Below are 18,120 nucleotides of genomic sequence, written 5' to 3' on the forward strand. Positions count from 1 at the left end.
GCAATGGGAAAACATTTAGTAGAAAAGATGGAAATTTTTAAGGGGAACTCCAAGCGAGAAATACATAAAAAAATTCAATTAGTAACGAATGAGCCATATAAAATTACGGACGAACGTGTCACAAAGCTTGGGATTTTTAAGAAACAGTATGAAGTGACGGCGGTCATTATGAGTGAAGTGGCAATAGCTGATGGTCGAATGGACTTCCAGGAAACGTTTCAAAAATCGGTTGTGAAAACGAGACCGAAAACGGACGACTTATTAAAAAAGGAAAAATTACTAGAAATGCTTGCTGCGGGAGCGGAACTAGCGCAATCGACGCCGCTTTTAGAAGAACGGAAAACACAAGAAGAAGAATTATCATCAATGCGTCTCGAACTAGCGGCATTAAATCGAGAGCTTGCAGTGAAAATGCGCGAGGAGCGTGAGCAAAACAGTGATTTCGTGAAATTTTTGAAGGGTCGCGGGATTAGTGACACTTATGTGGCGGACTTCATGCAGGCTGGGCGAAAACAGTTTAAGCAAGTAGAAACGGCGCATTTGGATGATATTACAGATTGGTTCGTCCCTTATTTATCTGGAAAATTAGCGGTGGAGGATTCGTTTGATTTAAGCGGCCACCGAATTATTTCCTTGATTGGGCAAACGGGTGTTGGAAAAACGACCACGCTTGTGAAACTTGGATGGCAGCTGCTAAAACAAAATCGGACAGTGGGCTTTATCACAACAGATACTTTTCGATCAGGCGCAGTGGAGCAGTTCCAAGGCTATGCGGACAAACTTGATGTGGAACTCATCGTTGCGACGAGCCCGGCTGAACTAGAAGAAGCCGTGCAGTATATGACATATGTTAATTGCGTAGATCATATTTTGATTGATACGGTTGGGAGAAATTACTTAGCCGAGGAGTCAGTGAGTGAAATTTCTGCATATACTGATGTTGTTCATCCAGACTTAACGTGCTTTACATTTTCTTCTGGAATGAAAAGTGCAGATGTGATGACGATTTTACCAAAACTAGCAGAAATTCCAATCGATGGTTTTATTATTACAAAAATGGATGAAACGACGCGCATTGGTGATTTATACACTGTGATGCAAGAAACAAATTTGCCGGTGTTATACATGACGGACGGGCAAAATATTACGGAAAATATTTTCAGACCAAAGAGTCGTTGGCTAGCGGAGCGGTTTGTTGGAACGGATAGGAGGCAGGTAGTGGAATGAAGGGATTATACATTGGCGCAGCAGGAATGATGAACTATATGCAACACATTCAAGTGCATTCGAATAACGTGGCTAATGCGCAGACGCCGGGTTTCAAATTTGATCAGCTTACAAGTGAAGTGATTTCGAGAAACAAAGTGAACTATCAAAATGGGCCTGTCACTAGGCAAGTTGGGACAATTGATTACGGTGTTCGACCTGCTGCAACGCATATTAATTTGACGGCTGGATCAAGCTATATTACGAACCGCGACCGAGATTTCTTTATGCAGGACACGGATCCTACGCAAGGAAGTAATTTTTTCATTACTGCTAAAAATGGCGAAATTTCACTTTCACGTGGTGGACAGTTTCATTCCGATCAGTTTGGTTTTCTGCGGACAGCGGATGGCGCCAATTTACTCAGTGCGACTGGAGAAGCGATTCAAGTGGGGCAAAAAACATCCATTCGCGCCGAAGCAAATGGTGATTTATACAATGCGGAAACAAGTCAATACTTGGGCCGCCTTGGAACTAAATTTGTTTCTGCTAATCAAGCAGATAGTTTGGTGAAAGATGGGGAAGGTAGACTTCATATAAATGGTGTAAACACAATGAATTTACCAGCTGGACAAGGGATTATCCAAAATGGAGTTATCGAAACGTCTAATGTTGATTTAGGCGTAGAAATGGTACAACTCATGGATAACCAGCGCATGGTACAAGCTTCAAAAAATGTCGTTAATATGTTCGATAAAGTGTACGACAAAGAAGCAACTGGATTAATTCGTCAGTAACGGCCTGGCTAGGGGGAGGGGAAAAAGAATGATTCCAGATTTGGAAAAGGATTATCTTTACTTTACTCGTGTCGTCAAAAGGGACTTAGGTTTAGATTTAGCGCTTTATAAAGAAACGCAAATGAAACGTCGAATTTTATCTTTTATCGTGAAGAAGAAATATATTACATTTGGAGAATTTTTCAAACATCTCAAAAAAGATGCCGTTCTTTTAGATGAGTTCATTAGTTTAATTACGATTAATGTTTCGTCGTTTTTCCGTAATCGCAATCGCTGGGATGCACTGGAAAAACAAGTACTTCCGAGATTGCTGGAAGATAGTCGCGGGAAGCTACGGGTATGGAGTGCGGCTTGTTCATCAGGGGAGGAACCATACTCGCTAGCGATGATGATGGAACGCTCAGTTGGCACAAGGCATTATGATATTTTAGCCACGGACCTCGAACCAGCTATTTTAAAACGCGCGGTCATTGGAGAATATCAAAGCCGTCAAATGGAAGAGTTAAGCGAACAAGAACGTCATACAGCATTTGTTGAAAAAGGGGATACATATCAGATTTTACCTAAATATCGAAAATCGATTCGTTTTAGACGGCACGATTTGCTGACCGATTATTACGAAAAAGGGTTTGATTTAATTGTTTGTCGCAATGTGTTGATTTATTTCACTGCGGAAGGAAAACACCAAGCATATCAGAAGTTTGCAGAGTCACTAAGACGTGGCGGTGTTCTTTTCATCGGAGGATCAGAACAAATCTTGAACCCAGCTGATTACGGGCTTGCCACATTAAATAATTTTTTCTACATAAAAACTTAGCAAAAAAGAAATGGAGTTGGTTAGATGGGACGAATAGAAAACATTAAAAATTTAGCGTTTTTTGAGGACAAACCTGGACTCGCAGAACAAATTCTCATGCTTGAAAAGAAAACACAACTTTTCTTACCAAATGAATTTGAAATTAGACAAACAGTTGGCTATGAAATCGGGGATAAAGAAGTTATTCTAGGCCGACTCGAGTCGTTTTATTTTCTCGCTTTAAAAGGTGTGGGAGAAAATAATTACCGCTCGCAAGCATTTGCCAGTGAAGCGGATGCTAAAGCGTTTTTCGTTCATTTACCAGAAATGGAAAACGAGTTAGTTGCCTTTTGGTTAAATGAAGTGGAATTAGTTCGCTGAAATAAGTAGGTGGGAGATGAAGTAACGTGGAAATAACAACGATAATAGGACTTGTGTTGGCAGTGATAGTCATTGCAGGTTCGTTCATGATTCAAAATATATCACTGGCGATGTTATTTAGCGCTGAAGCTTTAATTGTCATCATTCTTGGGACAATTACGGCTGTTATGATGGCGCACCCATGGAGTGATGTAAAAGTAGTACCGAAACTATTCAAAATTCTTTTCACAAAAGAGAAGATGCCGGACAAAGTAGATGTACTCGTGCAATACAAAGAATATGCAGATGAAATTAGGCGTAGCGGGGTACTTGCGCTGGAAGATTCTGTCGATGAAATTGAAGATCCATTTATGAAACGAGGCATGCGCTTAGTTGTAGATGGACAATCTTCCCCAGAATTTTTACGGGATGTTTTGGAAGAAGAAGTAGCGAGCATGGAAGAACGTCATGCTGCTTATGCCAAGATTTTTGCATCAGCCGGAGCATATGCGCCGACGCTCGGTGTACTTGGAGCAGCGATGGGACTCATTCATGCGATGGGCGAAATGTCGAACCCAGACAAACTTAGCGAAGCAATAGCCGCGGCGTTTGTTTGTACCATTTTCGGTATTTTTACCGGTTACGTGCTTTGGACACCATTTGCCAATAAATTAAAAGTGAAATCACAAAAAGAAGTGCATTTGAGATATATGATGATTGAGGGAGTCGTCGCGCTTCAAGAACGAAATGCACCACGTGTTGTGGAAGAACGTTTATTATCTTTTTTAAGTCCAAAAGAGAAAGATGTGCTGCGAAATGGAAAAGGGAAGAAAACGAGAGAAGTGGAGGAAATTGAGCGTGGCCAAGCGTCGCAAGAAACCGCAGGAGGAACACGTTGATGAAACGTGGTTAATTCCATATAGTGATTTGCTGACACTTTTACTTGCTCTATTTATCGTTCTGTTTGCCTCCAGTTCAGTTGATGCAAAAAAATTCGAACAAATGGGAAATGCGTTTAAGAAAATTGTGGAGGAAGGCGCGGCAGGCAACCAAGCATATGTATCAAAAGAAAAAGGACCAGATGATCCAAATGTGAATGCAGTCTTGAAGGCGATGGAAGAGCAAGATAAAAAGAAAGAAGCAAACGAACAAGAGAAAGCCAAGAAAGCAGCAGCAGCCTTACTTAAAAAGCAAAATGAAGAAAAGATTGAAGCCTTTAAAAAACAAATTGATAGTTATATTGCAGCAGAGAATTTAGGAACGAAAATGACGACGAAGTACTCGGATGAAGGGCTTCTGATTACTATCCGCGATGATATTTTATTCCAGTCGGGTAGTGCAGAATTATCAGCTGGGAAACGCGAAATCGCCAAAGAAATCGGCGAACTTTTTGCGCAAGGTAAGGGAACGATGGAAGGGATTGTTTCTGGACATACGGATAACGTGCCAATAAGTACCTCGATTTATTCTTCCAACTGGGAACTAAGTGTCGCCCGTGCCGTTAATTTCATGGAAGCGATCATTCAAGAAAATAGTGAAGTAAACCCCGGCGAGTTTAGTGCTCGTGGCTACGGCGAATTCAGACCCGTTGCCAAAAATGATATCGCAGCAAATCGCGAAAAAAATCGGCGTGTAGAAATCATGGTGCGCCCAATTAATCGCGATACGCTTGATGAAGATGAGTAGGTGAGTTGATTGCAACTTTTTTTAAGCGGTTCGCATACGTTAACCGACTATGACAAACAAGAAATACAAGCATACCTCGAAAAATTTGCACCAGTGAACCACATTCACTTGCTTTGTTATAAGTCGATTGAAAATGAAGTGTTACAATTTTTCTTGAAAAAAGAGCATTTAGCTCCGCGCTTGTCGATTTACACTTTTGCACCGAAAGAATGTTTGCCAGAGCCGTTTTTATCCGCGATAGATTACTTGGAACGCTTAGGAAGTAGCTATCAATCATTTGGGTATTTCGATACGGTAATTGCCAAGCCGACTTATGAGAAATTCTTAGCACAAATTGTTAGTAAAATGGATTTGGTTTGTTGTTTTTATAACGGGGATAAGCCGACTGATGTGATACCAGTCGATGTTGCGAAAGCGTTCGATGTGCAAAGTATGATTTATGATTTGCCAAAAGCGAAGAAACATCTACTGCACCGTGCGAGTAGCGATAAAATAAAATTAGTGAATTAATTGATAGAAAGAGGGAAGATTCATGCGGCCGTTAATTTCGATTTGTATGATAGTCAAAAATGAAGCACATATTTTAAGACAAAGTTTAGCGTCTTTTAGAAAATTTACGGAAGAAATCATTATTGTAGATACAGGTTCCACTGACGAAACCAAGGAAATCGCACAAGAATTCACTGATTTTGTCTATGACTTTGAATGGACTGGCAACTTTTCTGATGCAAGAAACTTTGCGGCCAAACATGCAACGGGAAAATGGATTTTAGCGATTGATGCAGATGAATGTTTGGAAGAGGAAAGTTACCGCAAATTAGAAAAACAGTTGAAATCACCAACGGAACCCATTCAAATGGCGCAAATCATTAGCTTTACAGGGGAAAAAGGACGAGTGACAACAACAAACCAAATGGCGCGGGTTTATAAAAATGACGGCACAATTTGCTTCCGCGGCGTGATCCATGAACAACTAGAAGCAATCGACAAACGCCCGATTGCAGCTGGTGTTGCTGAAGTAAAAATTTACCATTATGGCTATATGTCGGAAATTGTCGAAAAACAAGATAAATCAGACCGTAATTTACGTTTATTAGAAAAAGAAGTTAAAAATAATAAAAATAGCGGATTTGTTCATTTTAATATCGGGCAAGAAATGAATCGACTTGGTAATAAAAAAGAAGCGCTGAAAGAATTTTCTGAAGCATTCCGATTGCGCGATCACAATCACTATATTTGGGCAAAACTAAGTGCTTATCATATTGCGGAGCTACTTGAGCAAGAAAAACGTTATGACGAAAGTTTGGCAATTATCGAAGAAGCAAGAGTTATTTGGCCAAATGTACCTGAATTCCCGCTAAAAAAAGCCAACATTTTATATGTAAATCACCAACTTGAAGATGCGAAAGAAATTTACCAAAGTTTGCTAGAAAATGCCGCAATTGACTACCAACCAATCGTGTTGTACGAAGCAACCAATTTTATGCCGCACAAAATGCTAGGAACAATTTACTTAGAAGAAAAAGATTATACGCGCGCGATGACTCATTTTTCTAAAGCCTATGCGGAAAACAGTTCCGATTACGGTGTGATGTTCCAAATGATTATGCTGCTTAGCAAATTCCATCAACCAAAAGAAATCTTTGCGTTTATGGAACGTCACCATTTCATCTCTAGCACGGAAACAGGCTTGCGCTTACTTTCGATGACAACTCAACAAGGCTACGCAGAATTATCTGAACTAATTGTTCAGTCACTAACCGATGTGTATCCACCTGTCGCAGAAGCAACAGAGGTGAAGATTGCAACGATCCGCAATGTCTTCCCGGTAATTAGCGAGTCGGCTATTTTATTCGGTATTAAGGAAGAACTAATTGATGCTGCGGATTTGTGTTTGTGGCACTATGAAAATCCGCAATTACCAATCGAAAACGTCATGAAAAATAGCGATGTTGGCGACATTTACGATTTTATCTTTGAAAATGGACCGCGTATTAGTAAGAAACGTTATTTATTTGTATTAGAACGGGCGATTGCACTTGGAAAAGGCGAGTTTGCTGATTACTTATTGGCACTTCGTAACGTTTACCATGACAGCATTAATAGCCACATTGCAGATTTGTTTTTCCAATATGATTTTGCGGATATCGCGCTCGATTTCTACAATATCGTTGATGCAGACGAAGTGACCAAACAAGGCTATATCAACCTAATTAATTATTTAGTAGATGCTGATGTACTGGATGAGGCGCTTGCGATTGCAGAACGAGGCATCGATAATTTTAGTACTGATTTCCGCTTTTACCTTTGGGCAATCAAAATTGATACAGAAAACCGCGCGAACCGAATCAGCGAGGCAATGGATGAATTTCCGAATAACCGTTATTTAGCAAAACTGTTGGATGAAGTTACCATGCTTCAAGACACTGTTACAAACAATCGATAGGAGGCCAGTAATATGACAGAAGAAAAAGGAATTTTACTACAAAGTGGAACAAATGAACTTGAAATTGTTACATTTACTGTTGGCGAAAACTTATTTTGTATTAACGTTTTAAAAGTGAAAGAAATTATTCATCCGCTTGAAGTGACGCCTGTACCAGATTCGAATCCGGCAATTGAAGGCGTTTCCCAAGTTCGTGGCGAGATTATGCCAGTCGTGAACCTTGCTCGTGTGATGAAATTACCCGAAATCGAACCAGAAAACACGAAATTTATTATCACAGAACTAAACCAAATGAAAATCGTTTTCCGTGTAGATGAGGTTCATCGTATCCAACGTATTTCGTGGGAACAAATTGAAGAACCAGAAAAACTATCGATTGGTTTAGAAGAATTAGCAGTTGGTATCGTGAAACTAGACGGCAATCTAGTGCTATTGCTTGATTATGAAAAAATCATTTATGAAATCAGCGGAAATGCCGATTTCGCTGTGACTGGCGAAGATCGTATAGCACGAAAAGTAAACCGTGAAGAGAAGACGATTTTTATTGCCGAAGACTCGCAAATGCTGCGTCAACTGCTTGAAGATACGCTTCATGAGGCCGGTTATACAAATCTGCAGTTCTTTGCAAATGGTCGCGAAGCCCAAGAACATATTTTCAAATTGCTCAAAGAACAAAAAGAGCAAACGTTTGAAAATGTCAACTTGTTAATCACGGATATCGAAATGCCGCAAATGGACGGACACCATTTAACAAAAGTAATCAAAGAAGATGAAATTGGTCGTGAATTGCCAGTGGTTATTTTCTCTTCGTTAATTACAGAAGATCTGGAACATAAAGGTGCTGGTGTCGGAGCCGACGCACAAGTAAGTAAGCCGAATATTCATCAACTCATTAATATTTTAGATGAGCTAGTTTTATAAAAAGAAGTGTTTGGACAACTTTTCTGTTCAAACACTTCTTTATTTTATTTTAAAAAATAAATTTATAAAAACATAAAAACGTTGATATAAAGCCGATATTTCGTTTTTTTATAAATAAAAACAACTTATTTTTACATTTTTAATAAAAAACATTTGATTTTTTAAAAAAATGAAGATATAATAAAGCATATAGAGAAGAGAAGTCTTTTCTAAACCGAATGTATGAGGGAAACACAAATGAAAGTAAATACTAATATCATTAGCTTGAAAACACAAGAATATCTTCGTAAAAATAACGAAGGCATGACTCAAGCGCAAGAACGTTTAGCATCTGGTAAACGTATTAACAGTTCTCTTGATGACGCTGCTGGTCTTGCAGTTGTTACTCGTATGAATGTTAAATCTACAGGCTTAGATGCAGCAAGCAAAAACTCATCCATGGGTATTGACTTGTTACAAACAGCGGATTCAGCTCTTAGCTCCATGAGTTCAATCTTGCAACGTATGCGTCAATTAGCAGTACAATCTTCTAACGGTTCATTCAGTGATGAAGATCGTAAACAATATACTGCTGAATTCGGTAGCTTGATCAAAGAACTTGATCACGTTGCAGACACTACTAACTACAACAACATCAAATTACTAGATCAAACTGCTACAGGTGCTGCTACTCAAGTAAGCATCCAAGCGTCTGATAAAGCTAATGACTTAATCAATATCGATCTTTTCAACGCTAAAGGTCTTTCTGCTGGAACAATCACTTTAGGTAGTGGTTCTACAGTTGCTGGTTATAGTGCATTATCCGTTGCTGATGCTGATTCTTCTCAACAAGCAACTGAAGCTATTGATGAATTAATCAATAACATTTCTAACGGTCGTGCGCTTCTAGGTGCTGGTATGAGTCGCCTTAGCTACAATGTATCTAACGTGAACAATCAATCCATCGCAACTAAAGCATCTGCTTCATCCATTGAAGATGCAGATATGGCTGCTGAAATGTCCGAAATGACTAAATACAAAATTCTTACACAAACTTCTATCAGCATGCTTTCTCAAGCAAACCAAACACCGCAAATGTTAACTCAATTAATTAACAGCTAATAACATATCAAATTCATTTATCGAACATTGTTTACCCTTAGCCTCTCGTCACCCCGGACGAGGGGCTTTTCTTTTGATTTATAAAAATATTTTTCAATTGTAAATGGGGCACAGAGCCAATGTTAAGTTGGTTAACTATTTTTTGAATAATTTTATTATAAAAAACGGATATTTTTTAAGAAAAAGGTAGAAATTGTCCTGTTTTTATTATAAAATGATATTATGCGATTTTTTTAAAAAATATTTATAGGTATAGGAATGGGAGTTGTATTTTATGTTGAAGTTGTTGATTGTCGACGATGCGATGTTCATGCGTACGATGATTAAGAATATCGTGAAAGATAGCGATTTTGAAGTAGTTGCAGAAGCGGAAAATGGACTGGAAGCAGTGAAAAAGTATGATGAAGTAAAACCAGATATCGTGACACTGGATATTACGATGCCGGAAATGGATGGCTTAGAAGCACTTGCGCAAATTATGGCAAAAGATCCATCGGCAAAAGTAATTATGTGTTCGGCGATGGGTCAACAAGGTATGGTTGTAGACGCCATTAAAAAAGGTGCGAAAGATTTTATCGTAAAACCTTTCCAAGCGGACCGAGTTTTAGAGGCGTTAGAAAAAGCAGCTAAGTAGAGAAATGGAGGTGGATAGCATGACTACAAATATGTTAGACCTGTTTATAGAAGAAGCTTCAGAACATTTACAGGCGCTAAATGATAATCTGTTACAGCTTGAGAAAGACCCGACGAACGGTCAGTTAGTAAGTGAAATTTTCCGTTCAGCACATACGTTTAAAGGGATGTCCGCAACGATGGGCTTCCAGCAGGTGGCTGATTTAACGCATGCAATGGAAAATGTACTAGATGAGGTACGCAATAATCGATTGGCTGTAACAGAACATTTGGTAGACATTATTTTTACATGTACATCTCATTTAGAAACAATGGTTTCGGATATCCAGCACGGCGGACAAGGCGCTGCGGATATTACGAAAACCGTAGCTGACTTAGAAGCACTTTTACACCCAGAGCAAGAAACTGATTTAACGGTAGAAAAAACTTACCGTATTGCCATTCAAATTGAAGAAGCAGCCATTTTGAAAGCAGTGCGGGCGGTAATGTGTTTAGAGCGACTTGCGGAAATGGGGATTATTTCAGAAACGACGCCAGACAGAGAAGCGATTGAGCTAGAAGAGTTTGAGCAGTCATTTGAAGTAGTCCTAGAGTCGGCGCAAACGAAAGACGAAATCAAAGCGGTTATTCTGGATATTTCTGAAATCGAAAAAGTGACTGTGACAGAAGAAGTGGAAGAAGTTCAGGTTATTGAACCAATCAAAAAAGCCGCAAAACAAACAACCAAACGATTAGAAAATAAAACCATTCGTGTACAACTTGAAAAAATCGAAAAGCTAATGAACGTTTTTGAAGAAAGCGTCATTGAACGGGCGAGAATTGATGAAATCGCAGAAAAAACCAATAACAAAGAATTGATGGAACACTTAGGACGATTCAGTTCCATCTCCAAAGAAATTCAAAACGGCTTACTAAATATGCGTATGGTGCCAGTGGACAGTGTGTTCAATCGCTTTCCAAAAATGGTGCGCACGCTAGCCAAAGAATTAGGCAAGAAAATCGATTTAGTGATTGAAGGCGCAGATACGGAAGTCGATAAAATCGTCATTGATGAAATTGGTGACCCACTTGTTCACTTAATCCGTAATTCGGTAGATCACGGCGCTGAAACAGTCGAAGTGAGACGTAAAAACGGGAAAAATGAAACCGCCACAATTAATCTAAAAGCTTTCCATAGCGGGAACAATGTCGTTATCGAAATTGCGGATGACGGTGCGGGAATCAATAAACGCAAAGTGTTAGAAAAAGCGATTGCGAAAAATGTCGTTACAAGAGCAGAATCAACGAAAATGACTGACGCGGAAATTTTTGATTTATTATTTGATTCCGGTTTCAGTACCGCAGATCAAGTATCAGATCTTTCCGGTCGCGGCGTTGGCTTAGACGTAGTCCGTAACACCATTCTTAAAATCGGCGGGAAAATCAGCGTAGAATCAAGTGAAAACGCTGGTTCGACGTTCCGAATTGAGATTCCGCTGACATTATCAATCATCCAGTCGATGCTCGTTGCAACATCTGAACGCCGCTATGCTGTACCGCTGGCAAACGTGGCCGAAGCTATCACAATTAATCCAGCGGACATTCAACACGTTCACGGCAAAGACTTAATCAACTACCGTGAAACGATTATTGAAGTACTCGATTTAGGCGAATGCTTCCATGAAACACCTTTGAATGACACGGATGAATTACTATTGCTCGTCGTGAAAAATGCCAAGCGTACTTTTGGACTTATTATTAAAGATATTATCGGTCAACGGGAAATTGTTTTAAAAACACTTGGCGGCTTTTTCAGCGAAAGTCAAATTGCCTTTTCTGGGGCAACGATTTTAGGCGATGGCCGTGTCGTATTAATTTTAAATTTAGAAACATTTTAAGGAGGGACCATGATGGAACAAGTATTTCAAGTAGAACTTCCTGAATGGGAACCGAAAGAAACACCTCAAGAAGGACGCGAAAAAGGCTCTATTCGCCAAGTTGACAATATTGGCGTTAATTTAATCGTCCGTCTTGGAAAAAAAGAAATGCCAGTAGGGGACATTGCCGAGTTAAGCATTGGCGATGTCCTCGAAGTGGAAAAGAAACCTGGCCACAAAGTCGAAATTTTCCTCGATGAAAAGAAAGTCGGCATCGGTGAAGCAATTTTGATGGACGAGAACTTCGGAATCGTTATTTCAGAAATCGACTAAAGAAAGAAGGCAAGTGATTTGAAGCAAGAGGCTTATAACGCAGTGAAGATGAAAGTGGACCAAGAGAAAACGGCCATTTTGAAGGAATTGCAATTATTACTATCCAAACGGGAAAAAGTCACAGAAAAATTAGCGCACGAAAAAGAAGTCTATTACTCAAGAACAAAAAAAGAAAGACTCCAAGTGGCGGTATTAGCCGGAAGTATGCAACTCGATGCCTTTTCACCAAGCCGCATTCAACAAATGGAGCGCGAAATCACTCAAATTAGCCAGTACATTAAAAGCAATGAACAAATCTTAGAAAAGCTCGAGGAAAAAGGGAAACAGGCGAAAAAAATGTACGATGACACACGAAAAAAATGGCAACAGCTTGAAAATAAAAGAGAAGAACAAACATTACGCGATTTAAAAATGGTGCTATTAAAGTAAAAGGGAGGAAAACGCATGCTAATCCCAGATAATTTGCTACAACCAGTCGTCGGAAAAAAACAGGTCGAACCAAAAGAATCGTTAGCAGAAGAATTAGTAGAACTACCTTTTATTTCACTTTTAATGGAAAATAGCCCTGCGCCGCTCATAAAGGGAGAAGCGGATAACGAAGAACAAGCTACAATTCCGCTAAAAGAAATCGCACCATCACTCGTTTCAGCCAAACTGCTCGACAGCGAACCAGAAACGAAACTACCAAGCGCACCGCTTGAGTTGAAAGAAGTTAAAGAAACACTTGCGGCAATCGCCAAACAAGCTATCGACCAACCAAAAATAGACAGCGCCCCGCAAGTAGCACAACCTCCAGAAATGAATACACCGAAAGAACCTACAAAAAATACCACCCGAGAGCAACAACCGCCACCAGAACTCATTATGCCTACAAAAGACTCACCTAAACTAGCCGAAAACGTAGCTAAAAACCAACCAGCCCTTGCCAAATTACCTCAAGAAAAAGAAGCCGTGCAACTTTTCAAAGCGAGCATTAAAGAACCAGTAACAGCGAAAGAAGAAGTCGCCGTCAAAAAGCCCGCGGAATCAAGCAACATTTGGCATGACACAACGAAACAGCTCACACCGGCTGCCAAAGTCGAAGTCCCAGTCACACTAAAACAACTCGATAAAACCATCACGGACCAAATCGAACAGCTGCAAAAATTCCAAGTGAAACAAAATAAAGCCTTTTTCGCCATCCAACCGGAATCACTCGGAAAAGTGGAAGTTTTACTTAAAAAAATGCCCGATAAAATTTTTGTACATATCGAATATCAGGAACAAACGGCGAAACAAAAACTCGAACAGATGGCGCAAGATTTACATAATCGCTTCCGAGATCGCGGCGTAGAAGTTGCCGTGACAATGACCGAAAAACAAGCACCGAAAGAGAATGGTCAAGGCTCAGAAGGTCGACACCACGGCGAATCTAAAAAAGAAAAAGAACGAGAAAATCCACACCAGGAAAAAGCTAAACAACAAGTATTTGATTTAGAGGAGGAGACATAATTTGGACGGAATTAGTAGTTTATCAGGAGCGAGTCAGGATACAAACAATGCAGTGACATCAAGCGTATCGAAAACCCTTGGCAAAGATGACTTTATGAAACTATTTTTAACGAGTTTACAATATCAAGATCCATCGAGTCCACTTGATACGAATGAAATGATGTCGCAAATGGCGCAACTTTCCTTAATGGAGCAAGTTGCCAATATGACCACTGCCGTAGATAAGCTTTCTGAACAAGCGCAAAACTCCGCCTTGCAATCCGCGGTTAATTTCATCGGTAAGGATATAAAAGGTGTTTCACTAAACGGCGAAGTAATTAGCGGAAAAGTCGAAAGCGTTCAACAAACAACAAATGGTGTCATGCTGAAATTAAAAGATAACGATAGCCTTGTGCCAATGACATATGTAACAGAAATTAATTAAAAAATTTGGGAGTGTGAATTATGAATCAAACTATGTATACAGCTATTTCTGGGATGAATGCGTTCCAACAAGCATTATCAGTAACATCAAATAATATTGCCAATGCCAACACGACAGGATATAAAAAACAAAGCGTCGTTTTCAATGATTTACTTTACCAAAACACAATGGGATCTGTTGCAGGCGGACTTTATGCTGGAACAAACCCAATGAGTTTCGGTTCCGGTTCGAAAATTGGGGCGATTTTAACTGACTATACAGCAGGTTCCCCGACTTCAACTGGCAGAAATAAAGATGCAGCACTACAAGGCCGCGGCTTTTTCATTGCTGGTGATAACGCTGGTGGGAATATCGTTTACACACGTGATGGTAGCTTTGCTGTTTCCGACAACAATTATTTAACTACCCAACAAGGGAAATACGTAATGGGTTACGCAACGGACAAAAATGGTAACGTTTTAAACGGTAATTTACAACCCATCCAAATTCCGCTAAATAGCGCAATTCCAGGGGAAGCAACAAAAAATGGTAGCCTAAGCGGTAACATCCCACTTGATTGGGGCGAAAAAGATACGATTTCTTCCGAGCTGTCTGTATACGATAATGCTGGCGGAAAACATAAACTTCAAGTCAATATGAAAGCAGCTACACCAGATGCGAGCGGTAATGTTTCCTACGAATATGAAATTCAAATGGACGGCAAAGCATTAACTCCTCCAGTGACAGGGACACTTAATTACAATGCGCAGGGTGAACTAACGAACCCAGACGCACTTAAAAATATTCAAATCAATTCAACAGTAAACGGCAAACAAGTCAATATGGGCTTAAACCTAAGTGGCTTAACAAACTACGGAACGAACCAAGTATTCTCACCAACTTCTGACGGAAAAGGCGCTGCAACAGTAAAAGACTACGCAGTAACTGATGCTGGCTACATCGCAGTGAGCTACTCAGACGGTACGGTTATCCCGGTTGCCCAACTCGCGGTTGCTACGTTCTCCAATGAAGACGGTTTAGTAAAAATGGGGAACGGCGAATATGTTCCAGGATTATCTTCTGGTGATGCAGTATACGGCGTTGCTGGCCAAAATGGCGCTGGCGGAATTAGTGGTTCTTCCCTAGAAGGATCAAACGTAGACTTGTCCCGTGAATTCGTTAACTTAATGACATATCAAAGTGGTTTCCAAGGGAATACAAAGGTTATTCGTGTGGCGGATGACGTGATGAAACAAATTGTGAACTTGATTCAGTAGGGAGTTTAGCTAAATGAAAATTAATCATACTATTCCGCTCAGAATCGACTTCGAGTTAGGACGCACGAAACAGCCAGTCGGTAGTTTGCTAGATGTAAAAAAAGGGACTGTTTTCCGGTTAGAAGATTCTACAGCCAATGTGGTCAAAATTACTATTTCCGGCAAATGCATCGGTTACGGCGAGATTTTGACAAAAGACGGCAAGATGTTTGTCAAAATAACGAAATTAGGAGAGGGAAGTTCTTCATGAGAGCTAGGGAGTGACAAAAAATGAGCGATAAATTAAGTCAAGAACAAATTGACGCCCTGCTTTCCCAAATGAGTGAAGGTAAGGTAGTCGATGAAAGTACGGAAATTGGCGACTTTGGGCGCTTTCATCCCTATGACTTTCATAAACCAGAGAAATTTGGTGCGGAACACCTCGAAAGCTTAAAGACGATTGCATCCGCTTTTACGAAAAAAAGTATGGAGTTTGTTTCCCAGCGTATTCGGATTCCAATTCATACCGAAGCAACTCTTGCAGATCAAGTGTCTTTTGCGAGTGGCTACATTGAAACAATGCCGAACGATAGTTATATTTTCTGCATTATCGACCTTGGTAATCCGGAGCTCGGTCAAATTATTATCGAACTCGATTTAGCTTATATCATTTATATTCATGAATGTTTATCTGGCGGAAATCCAAAACGAAAATTGAGCGAGCGCAGACTGTTATCCGTTTTTGAAGAGTTGACGTTGAAATCTATTTTGGAAAAATTTTGCGAAGCACTCAAAGACAGTTTTAAATCGGTGCATCCAATCTCACCAGAAATCGTTAATATCGAAACCAACCCAGCGCTTCTACGTGTGACATCACCGAACGACATGATGGCACTTGTCAGTGTTGATATTAAATCAGAGTTCTGGATTAGTACAATGCGTATTGGTGTGCCATTTTTCTCGGTGGAAGAGATTATGAATAAGCTAGAAAATGTTGTGGAATATACGTTTGATAAACGACGGAACTTTGATGCGGAAGTCGAGCAAGAATTGCATCAAGTCGAAAAAGAAGCGCGCATTCGTGTGGGTGAAATTAAAACAACGTGGAAAGAGCTCAACAAGCTTGAAGTAGGCGACGTCCTTCTAACAGAAACACACATACGCGATACACTCAAAGGCTATGTCACCGAAAAATGGAAATTTGAATGTTATATGGGAAAAAGTGGTAACCAAAAAGCCGTTAAATTTATGCGTCATACAGGGCGGACAGAGCAGGAGAGGTAGAAGTGGAGCAATTACTAGAGAAAAATATCACGCAAATGGAACTAGATGTGATAGGAGAAATCGCCAATATTTCGTTTGGCTCAGCTTCTACGGTCTTATCTGATTTACTACACCAACAAGTCACAATTTCGACGCCAAAAGTAGAGATTGTTGATTTATATAATACGAAAGACATTGATATTCCACATGTCGTGTTAGAAGTGAATTTCCATAAAGGAATCGAAATGCGGAATTTATTTGTTTTGCAATCAGAAGTGGCGGCGGCTATCGCGGACTTAATGATGATGGGCGATGGTAACATTGATCCAAACGAAGAACTTTCGGAACTTCATCTCAGCGCCGTGCAAGAAGCGATGAACCAAATGATGGGACATTCCGCCACTGCGATGAGCAATATGTTTGGCGAAATGATTGATATTACGACACCAGACATTAAAGTAATCGCGCTAAAAGAGCAATTAGAAGATACGAACGACCAAACGATGATAAAAGTAGGCTTTGATTTAATTATTGGGGACTTAATCACATCCAATTTAATGCAACTCATTCCTGTTGATAAAGGACGTGAACTAGCGAAAAGATTGCTTGGTGATGCAGTTCCAGAAGCAGATCCTGTAAAAGAAGAAATCAGCTTAACGGCCGAAGAATTAGATGTATTTTTAGAAGTATGTAATATTGGCATAGGTTCAGCCTCGACCGTTCTATCTAAATTGCTTAACCGCAAAGTCTCTTTACAAATCCCAACAGCACGCGTAATTGATAGCAAAGAGTTTGAGTTTAATGAACGCCCTTGCTTAGTAACAAGCGTGGAATTTGTCGAAGGACTGCGCTCAAGCAACACCTTTATCATTAGCAAAAATGCCGCGCTAATTATGGCAGATTTAATGATGATGGGAGACGGCATGGTTCAAAACGATGCTGAGCTGACAGAACTGGAAGTCAGTGCAGTGCAAGAATTAATGAACCAAATGATGGGCTTCTCGGCTACAGCAATGTCAGAAATGCTTGGAACAAAAATTGATATTAGCCCGCCAACAATGGAATTCTGCAATTTCGGCGATACGATGATTCAAAAAAATATCGAAGAAGGGAAAACAGTCGAAGTTATTTTCCCGCTTGAAGTAGAAGGCCTACTAAAAACGCCAATGTATCAAATTTTTAATCCAGCAGCTGCAAAAGAAATGGCGCAATTAATGCTTGGGATTCAAGCGAAAGAAGTTGCAGAGAAAGAAGCAACGACTCCGGCAGAAATAATCGAACCGGAAAAACCAGCTGAACCAATAAAACACACGGTAATTGAAGAAAAAGAAACACTTTCCGAAATGGAACAAATTTTGGAGGATATTCCCGTAACGCTTGAAGTGGTATTCGGAACAGCAAAAGTAAAACTCGAGAAATTTATCTCTTGGTGTGAAAAAGACGTGATTATCCTGAAAGAAAGCATGAACGAACCTCTTGTCTTAGCGCTAAACGGCGTGACGATTGGCAAAGGAATTTTAGTTCGCGTGGATGATCATTTTGGCATACAAATGACTGAGTTAGTAAGGTGAA

Annotated in this window: 20 protein-coding genes; all 20 read left to right on the forward strand. The window is 40.0% G+C overall.

Translation table 11 applies throughout. The annotated features are described in order from the left end of the window. Window positions 1-3: 3 nt before the first annotated feature. The gene (flhF, locus tag CKV70_RS03510) at window positions 4-1,227 is read left to right on the forward strand and encodes a flagellar biosynthesis GTPase FlhF (protein WP_003733161.1); all 1,224 of its coding nucleotides are present in this window, start codon (window positions 4-6) and stop codon (window positions 1,225-1,227) included. Further along, window positions 1,224-2,003, forward strand: coding sequence for a flagellar basal-body rod protein FlgG (locus tag CKV70_RS03515; protein WP_003721802.1), 780 nt, complete (start codon window positions 1,224-1,226; stop codon window positions 2,001-2,003). Before flhF ends, CKV70_RS03515 begins: the two co-directional genes overlap by 4 nt. A 28-nt stretch (window positions 2,004-2,031) precedes the next feature. Further along, entirely contained in the window at window positions 2,032-2,820 is a 789-nt protein-coding gene (locus tag CKV70_RS03520; RefSeq protein ID WP_003721803.1) for a CheR family methyltransferase, read from the forward strand. A gap of 24 nt (window positions 2,821-2,844) precedes the next feature. Then, entirely contained in the window at window positions 2,845-3,180 is a 336-nt protein-coding gene (locus CKV70_RS03525) for a DUF3964 family protein (RefSeq protein ID WP_003721804.1), read from the forward strand. A gap of 26 nt (window positions 3,181-3,206) precedes the next feature. Then, entirely contained in the window at window positions 3,207-4,058 is an 852-nt protein-coding gene (gene motA / locus CKV70_RS03530; protein WP_003721806.1) for a flagellar motor stator protein MotA, read from the forward strand. Beyond that, complete coding sequence (locus CKV70_RS03535) at window positions 4,018-4,845, forward strand: flagellar motor protein MotB (protein ID WP_009925499.1); 828 nt, start codon at window positions 4,018-4,020, stop codon at window positions 4,843-4,845. Before motA ends, CKV70_RS03535 begins: the two co-directional genes overlap by 41 nt. A 9-nt stretch (window positions 4,846-4,854) precedes the next feature. Continuing rightward, window positions 4,855-5,355, forward strand: a complete 501-nt coding sequence (locus CKV70_RS03540; RefSeq protein ID WP_003721808.1) for a hypothetical protein — start codon at window positions 4,855-4,857, stop codon at window positions 5,353-5,355. A 22-nt stretch (window positions 5,356-5,377) separates the two neighbouring features. Beyond that, window positions 5,378-7,291 carry a transcriptional anti-repressor GmaR gene (locus CKV70_RS03545; protein ID WP_003733162.1) on the forward strand — a complete coding sequence of 638 codons (1,914 nt, stop codon included), beginning with the start codon at window positions 5,378-5,380 and terminating at the stop codon, window positions 7,289-7,291. Window positions 7,292-7,303: 12 nt separating this feature from the next. Beyond that, a complete protein-coding gene (locus CKV70_RS03550) occupies window positions 7,304-8,212 on the forward strand; it encodes a chemotaxis protein (RefSeq protein WP_003721810.1) in 909 nt (302 codons plus the stop codon). A 237-nt stretch (window positions 8,213-8,449) separates the two neighbouring features. Beyond that, window positions 8,450-9,313, forward strand: a complete 864-nt coding sequence (locus CKV70_RS03555; protein WP_003721811.1) for a FliC/FljB family flagellin — start codon at window positions 8,450-8,452, stop codon at window positions 9,311-9,313. Between the two features lie 274 nt (window positions 9,314-9,587). Beyond that, window positions 9,588-9,947 (forward strand): response regulator, encoded by a 360-nt coding sequence (locus tag CKV70_RS03560; protein ID WP_003721812.1) that lies wholly within the window; start codon window positions 9,588-9,590, stop codon window positions 9,945-9,947. 19 nt (window positions 9,948-9,966) lie between these two features. Further along, window positions 9,967-11,823 (forward strand): chemotaxis protein CheA, encoded by a 1,857-nt coding sequence (locus CKV70_RS03565; protein ID WP_003721813.1) that lies wholly within the window; start codon window positions 9,967-9,969, stop codon window positions 11,821-11,823. 12 nt (window positions 11,824-11,835) lie between these two features. Beyond that, complete coding sequence (locus CKV70_RS03570) at window positions 11,836-12,135, forward strand: flagellar motor switch protein FliN (RefSeq protein WP_003721814.1); 300 nt, start codon at window positions 11,836-11,838, stop codon at window positions 12,133-12,135. Between the two features lie 18 nt (window positions 12,136-12,153). Then, window positions 12,154-12,564 (forward strand): hypothetical protein, encoded by a 411-nt coding sequence (locus tag CKV70_RS03575; protein ID WP_014600605.1) that lies wholly within the window; start codon window positions 12,154-12,156, stop codon window positions 12,562-12,564. 15 nt (window positions 12,565-12,579) lie between these two features. Next, window positions 12,580-13,626 (forward strand): flagellar hook-length control protein FliK, encoded by a 1,047-nt coding sequence (locus CKV70_RS03580; RefSeq protein ID WP_010989545.1) that lies wholly within the window; start codon window positions 12,580-12,582, stop codon window positions 13,624-13,626. Between the two features lies 1 nt (window position 13,627). Then, a complete protein-coding gene (locus CKV70_RS03585; protein WP_003721817.1) occupies window positions 13,628-14,050 on the forward strand; it encodes a flagellar hook assembly protein FlgD in 423 nt (140 codons plus the stop codon). A 20-nt stretch (window positions 14,051-14,070) separates the two neighbouring features. Then, complete coding sequence (gene flgE, locus CKV70_RS03590; RefSeq protein ID WP_014600606.1) at window positions 14,071-15,306, forward strand: flagellar hook protein FlgE; 1,236 nt, start codon at window positions 14,071-14,073, stop codon at window positions 15,304-15,306. A 13-nt stretch (window positions 15,307-15,319) separates the two neighbouring features. Continuing rightward, complete coding sequence (locus CKV70_RS03595) at window positions 15,320-15,556, forward strand: flagellar motor switch protein FliN (protein ID WP_003721819.1); 237 nt, start codon at window positions 15,320-15,322, stop codon at window positions 15,554-15,556. A gap of 20 nt (window positions 15,557-15,576) precedes the next feature. After that, the gene (fliM, locus tag CKV70_RS03600) at window positions 15,577-16,569 is read left to right on the forward strand and encodes a flagellar motor switch protein FliM (RefSeq protein WP_003721820.1); all 993 of its coding nucleotides are present in this window, start codon (window positions 15,577-15,579) and stop codon (window positions 16,567-16,569) included. Between the two features lie 2 nt (window positions 16,570-16,571). Next, window positions 16,572-18,119, forward strand: coding sequence for a flagellar motor switch protein (locus tag CKV70_RS03605; protein WP_014600607.1), 1,548 nt, complete (start codon window positions 16,572-16,574; stop codon window positions 18,117-18,119). Window position 18,120: the final 1 nt, after the last annotated feature.

The sequence above is a fragment of the Listeria monocytogenes genome (assembly GCF_900187225.1).
Taxonomy (GTDB): domain Bacteria; phylum Bacillota; class Bacilli; order Lactobacillales; family Listeriaceae; genus Listeria; species Listeria monocytogenes.

Excerpts from the sequence above, each read along its gene's own strand:
- flhF (WP_003733161.1), top strand. The coding sequence starts at position 4 with ATGGGAAAACATTTAGTAGAAAAGATGGAAATTTTTAAGGGGAACTCC.
- CKV70_RS03515 (WP_003721802.1), top strand. The coding sequence starts at position 1,224 with ATGAAGGGATTATACATTGGCGCAGCAGGAATGATGAACTATATGCAA.
- CKV70_RS03520 (WP_003721803.1), top strand. The coding sequence starts at position 2,032 with ATGATTCCAGATTTGGAAAAGGATTATCTTTACTTTACTCGTGTCGTC.
- CKV70_RS03525 (WP_003721804.1), top strand. The coding sequence starts at position 2,845 with ATGGGACGAATAGAAAACATTAAAAATTTAGCGTTTTTTGAGGACAAA.
- CKV70_RS03545 (WP_003733162.1), top strand. The coding sequence starts at position 5,378 with ATGCGGCCGTTAATTTCGATTTGTATGATAGTCAAAAATGAAGCACAT.
- CKV70_RS03550 (WP_003721810.1), top strand. The coding sequence starts at position 7,304 with ATGACAGAAGAAAAAGGAATTTTACTACAAAGTGGAACAAATGAACTT.
- CKV70_RS03555 (WP_003721811.1), top strand. The coding sequence starts at position 8,450 with ATGAAAGTAAATACTAATATCATTAGCTTGAAAACACAAGAATATCTT.
- CKV70_RS03560 (WP_003721812.1), top strand. The coding sequence starts at position 9,588 with ATGTTGAAGTTGTTGATTGTCGACGATGCGATGTTCATGCGTACGATG.
- CKV70_RS03565 (WP_003721813.1), top strand. The coding sequence starts at position 9,967 with ATGACTACAAATATGTTAGACCTGTTTATAGAAGAAGCTTCAGAACAT.
- CKV70_RS03570 (WP_003721814.1), top strand. The coding sequence starts at position 11,836 with ATGGAACAAGTATTTCAAGTAGAACTTCCTGAATGGGAACCGAAAGAA.
- CKV70_RS03580 (WP_010989545.1), top strand. The coding sequence starts at position 12,580 with ATGCTAATCCCAGATAATTTGCTACAACCAGTCGTCGGAAAAAAACAG.
- flgE (WP_014600606.1), top strand. The coding sequence starts at position 14,071 with ATGAATCAAACTATGTATACAGCTATTTCTGGGATGAATGCGTTCCAA.
- CKV70_RS03595 (WP_003721819.1), top strand. The coding sequence starts at position 15,320 with ATGAAAATTAATCATACTATTCCGCTCAGAATCGACTTCGAGTTAGGA.
- fliM (WP_003721820.1), top strand. The coding sequence starts at position 15,577 with ATGAGCGATAAATTAAGTCAAGAACAAATTGACGCCCTGCTTTCCCAA.